This is a genomic window from Acidovorax sp. (assembly GCF_047607405.1).
Taxonomy (GTDB): Bacteria; Pseudomonadota; Gammaproteobacteria; order Burkholderiales; family Burkholderiaceae_C; genus Acidovorax.
On sequence record NZ_JASGDA010000055.1, the window covers coordinates 1 to 4,336 of the forward strand.

Annotated in this window: 3 protein-coding genes; all 3 read left to right on the forward strand. The window is 73.2% G+C overall.

The window, feature by feature from the left end:
* On the forward strand, positions 1 to 394 hold a 394-nt coding region (locus QM569_RS06775; RefSeq protein WP_414986466.1), incomplete at its 5' end, for a hypothetical protein.
* Positions 395 to 412: 18 nt separating this feature from the next.
* Positions 413 to 2,155, forward strand: coding sequence for a hypothetical protein (locus QM569_RS06780; protein ID WP_414986467.1), 1,743 nt, complete (start codon positions 413 to 415; stop codon positions 2,153 to 2,155).
* Positions 2,156 to 2,160: 5 nt separating this feature from the next.
* Positions 2,161 to 4,170 (forward strand): hypothetical protein, encoded by a 2,010-nt coding sequence (locus tag QM569_RS06785; RefSeq protein ID WP_414986468.1) that lies wholly within the window; start codon positions 2,161 to 2,163, stop codon positions 4,168 to 4,170.
* Positions 4,171 to 4,336 lie beyond the last annotated feature (166 nt).

Sequence of the window (4,336 nt, forward strand, 5' to 3'; positions counted from 1 at the left end):
CGTGTCGCCCCAGGTGGCCGCGCAGCCCGCGCGGGCCGCATTCGACGCCGCCGCCTATGGCCGCGAGCGCGCCGCCGCACTGCGCGCCCAGTGGCTGCCGCCGTGCCAGCAGCACGCAGGCTGCGCAGCCGCCATCGAACGCCTGGCTACCGCCCGTGCCGCCGACGAAGGCAATGCCATCGCCGAAGCAGGTGTCACGCCCGCCGACTCCGCGTTCATGGCGCGGCTGGCCGCGCGGCTGGACCCGCAGTACGACCCGCAAGTGCGCGCGGCCCACGCCAGCGCGGCGCAGGCCAACCGTTCGCCCGCCATGGGCAACGCGCCGCCCACGGTGCCCGCGCAGGTTCCGCTTGGCCTGCCGAGGCTTCCCGGCGCGCCGTCTTTCAGGCAGTAAACACGGCAGGGAGGGGTCATGCGGATTCAGCAAACCGGCGCTGCCGAGTTCTCTCTGCCCGCGCTCGTGGCGCTCGCCTGCGGTGCGCTGGCGCAGCATGCGGCAGCCGACGACGCCAACGCGGCGGTGTTGCAGCAGTGGAGCCAGCAGACCGGGCAGAGCGCGGCGGTGGTGACCGGCGGCGAAGGCGGCGCGCAGCTGGAGTGGCACGGCACGGCCACGCTCGACGTGTACGGCAACAGCGTCAGCGGCGCGGGCGGCAACGCCCTGACGCCGCTGCGCAGCGGCAGCTTCGATCGCCTGACCGTGGGCGGCGACCTGCGCTCGGTGGGTGCGGACGGCGACACGCGGTACGTGCAAGTGGTGGGCATGCAGAGCAACGACCGCTCCGTCCTCTCGCGCTACACCCCGCAGGTGCAGAGCTTCCAGGCGGGGCTGGCGGGCCAGCGCTACCTGGTGTCGGCGGGCGACGTGGTGGCCAGCTTCTCCAGCCTGGGGGCGTCCATCGGCCTGCGCGGCTTCACGGGGACGCAGCAGATCGACCGCCTGGCGCTCACGGGCTTTGCGGGCACGGTGGCGGACAGTTGGGAGTCGCTGTCCAACGCCAGGACGCGCAACGGCACGCCTGCGCGGTTCACCTACCTGCGCGACGTGTACGGCGTCAAGGCGGGCTTTCAGGCCACGCCCGAGTGGCAGTTGTTCAGCACCCTGCAATCGCGGCGCGACCGCCAGGGCAGCATCCAGCCGGGCACGGGCGCGGCGCTGGGCGATGCGGCGGGGGCCACGTCGGCCACGTTCGGCGCGCGCTACCAGACGCAGTGGGCGGCAGACACCACCCTGGCCGCCAGCGCCGAGTGGGGCCGAAGCCGCGAAGACAACCTGCGCACCGGCGCCAGCGCCATGGACAACGCCGTGCTGATCGACGCCAACGCGCGCATCGGCGCGCTGGGGCTGCGCGGGGGCTTTCACCAGCTCGACCCACGCTGGGCGTCGCTGGGCCAGGCGGTGCCGGGCGGCGTGCGCGAAAGCTATGCGGGCGCGGACTGGCAGATCAGCCCCGAATGGCAGGCGGGCGTGGACCTGCGCGACGCCGTCAACCAGCCCGTGTTCGCGGGCCTGGTGATGCCGCGCCAGGCGCTGGACATGCTGTCCACGCGCCTGAGCTGGAGCCCCTCGTCCTGGCCGGGCTGGAGCCTGTCGTGGATGGACACGCGCAGCCGCACCACCGACGCCACCGGCGCGCGCGCCGACAACGAGAGCTGGCAGCTCACCGCCAGCCGCTGGGTGGCGCCCTGGTCGGCCAGCCTCACGGCGGGGCGCTCGCAGCTGCGCGCGGGCGGCGCGCAGGCCGTGGGCGACAGCCGCAGCACGCTGTGGATGGGCAGCCTGGGCCGCTCCTGGGACAACGCCACGGCAGAGCAGCCCGCGTCGTTCACCTTCCACCTGCAGGCCACGCTGGGCACGCAGAACCTGCTGATGGCGCAACTGGCCAGCAACCGCGCGCGCACCGCCGGGCTGTCGGCCACGTTCAGCGGCACGGCCTGGGGGCAACTGGGCACGAACGTGCAATGGCAGGCCATAGACCCCGGCAGCGCCGGCGCGCGGCTCTACACCCGCCAGTGGACCCTGGACTACACGCGCCAGTTCTCCGCGCAATGGAGCGCCAAGGCGTACTGGCGCGACGTGCAATACAACAAGGGCAGCGTGCTGGCTTTCCAGCGTGAGCGCGTGCTGGGCCTGCAAGTGAACTACCTGTGGTGACCGCCATGACCTCTCGCATCCCCCTTCATCCGCGCCGCGCCCGTGCCTTTGCGCTGGGCGCGGTCGCGCTGGCCTGTGTGCAACTGTCATGGGCCGCGGGCCGCATCGAGCGCGCCAGCGGCGATGTCAGCGTGATCGACCGCGACGCCAAGCCCCGGGCGGCGGTGGCGGGCGAGCGTGTCCAGGCGGGCGACACGGTGCTGACGGGCAGTGATGGCGAGCTGCTGCTGGCCACCGACGATGGCGGCCTGCTGGTCGTGCGCCCGGCCTCGCGCGTGCTGGTCGAGCGCTACCGCGCCGAAGGCCGCGACGACGACGAGGCCGTGCTGCGCCTGCAGCGCGGCGCGCTGCGCGTCGTCAGCGGCTGGATCGGCCAGACCGCGCCGCGCCGCTACCAGGTGATCACCGCCACCGCCACGGCCACCCTCGGCGCGCAGAACACCGACCACGAGGTGCAGGTGCTGGAGCAGGGCGCGGGCGCGGGCACCCTCAGCCGCGTGCGCCAGGGCCGGGTGCTGCTGTCGCGCGACCAGGGGGACGCGCTCACGGTCGAGGCCGGGCAGGTGGCTGCCGCCGTGCCCGGCCAGCCGCCCAAGCCGCTGGAGCACGCGCCAGAGGGCGCCTTCGCCAGCGCGGCGCTGGACGAGCGGGCCAACGCCCTCCAGCCCGCGCTGGCGCGCGAAGCCGCGCAGCAGTTGCAGCAGCGCCAGCGCGCCTGGCGGCTGGGCGGGGGAGAGAGCGCGCAGCACAGCGGCCCCAACGTCACCCCCGTCGTCCCGTCGCCCAAGATCAGCACCCAGTGCCGCCCCGACAGCCCGGCCCAGCGCGTGCTGGACGAGGTGCTGCGCGCCTACGAGAGCGGCGACGTGGCCACGCTGCAGCGGCGGCTGGACCCCGCCTTCATCGGCTATGCCAGCGTGATTGATTCCGCGCTGCGCGAGCGGCAACTGCAATACCAGACCCGCATCCTGGCGCTGGACCGCACTATGCAGTGCGGGCCGAACGTCTCGGTCATCCACTTCGGCTGGGAAAAGCGCTACCTGGCGGCGGGCACGCTGACCCCGCAGATGCAGACGGGCCGCGCGTCGGTGCTCATCTTCGGATCGGGTGCGGAACTGGCCGACACGTGGCGGGTGACCTCGGTGGCGGGCAGCAGCCCCTTCGTGGCGCCGCCGCCTGCGGCACCGGCACCGAGTCCTGCACCCGCGCCACCCCCCGCCACTCCGGCCACCTTCGCCGTATCGCCCGCCAGCATCAGCCTGGGCGCGCTGCCTTCGGCCTGCACCACACCGCCCGCGCCCGCCACCGTGCCGGTGGTGGTATCCGTCAGCGCCACGCAGCCGGTGCAGCTGACGGCCGGGGCGGGCGGGCCGGGCAGTTGCCTGTTCACCGGCTCGCCGCCCACCAGCTGCGCGCCGGTCAGCGCCAGCGGCGGCAGCGCCACGGGCGTGCCCATTGCCAGCTCGTCGGCGCTGGTGTGCAGCGGCGTGCCCAACAACAACCTGGCGGCCCTGTTCAACGTCATGGGCAGCGCATCGCAGGTGGTGAACGTGCCGCCAGGCGTGCCGACCACGGTCAGCGTCAACGTGCCGATGTCGGGCAGCACCCCAGCCGTGGTGCTGGGTTCGGGCGCGCCGCCCTCCATGGTCAACGCCACGGCGGTGCGCTCCTGCCCGGTGCGGGTGACGGGCGCGGCGCCGCCGCCAGCGGCGCCCGTGTGTGCGCCCAGCCCGGCCAGCGTGCCCGTGTCCTTCGTGGTGACCGATGCGGCGCGCGGTGCGGTGGCCAGCGTGCCCCTTCTGGCCACCACGCCGGCGGGCGACCAGCAAACGCTGTTCGCGGTGAATGCGGGCGGCGGCAGCTACGTGCTCAACGCCTTGCCAGTGGTGAAGAACCCGGCGGCGGTCGTGCCGCAAAACGGGCGCATCGAGCTGCCCGGGCCCACGGTGGTGACGCTGACCTACCAGCCCGCGCAGGGCGCGCCGCTGGTGCGCACGCTGGCAGTGACGCCCTGATTGCTATCTAAATAGTAGCTACTGGCGCTTGCTGGATAAGGCGGTTTCAAGTCCAAGTGCAACAAATATTCAATGCACAGGGTCTGGCTGCTGGCTCAATCGAGCCAAGTGCTCGGCATAGACCTCAATGGGCTTGCGCCAACCCAGGGTCATCCTGGGGCGGCCA

What these genes read in the sequence shown, in the direction of transcription:
- QM569_RS06785 (WP_414986468.1), top strand. Translation starts at nt 2,161, where the DNA reads ATGACCTCTCGCATCCCCCTTCATCCGCGCCGCGCCCGTGCCTTTGCG.
- QM569_RS06780 (WP_414986467.1), top strand. Translation starts at nt 413, where the DNA reads ATGCGGATTCAGCAAACCGGCGCTGCCGAGTTCTCTCTGCCCGCGCTC.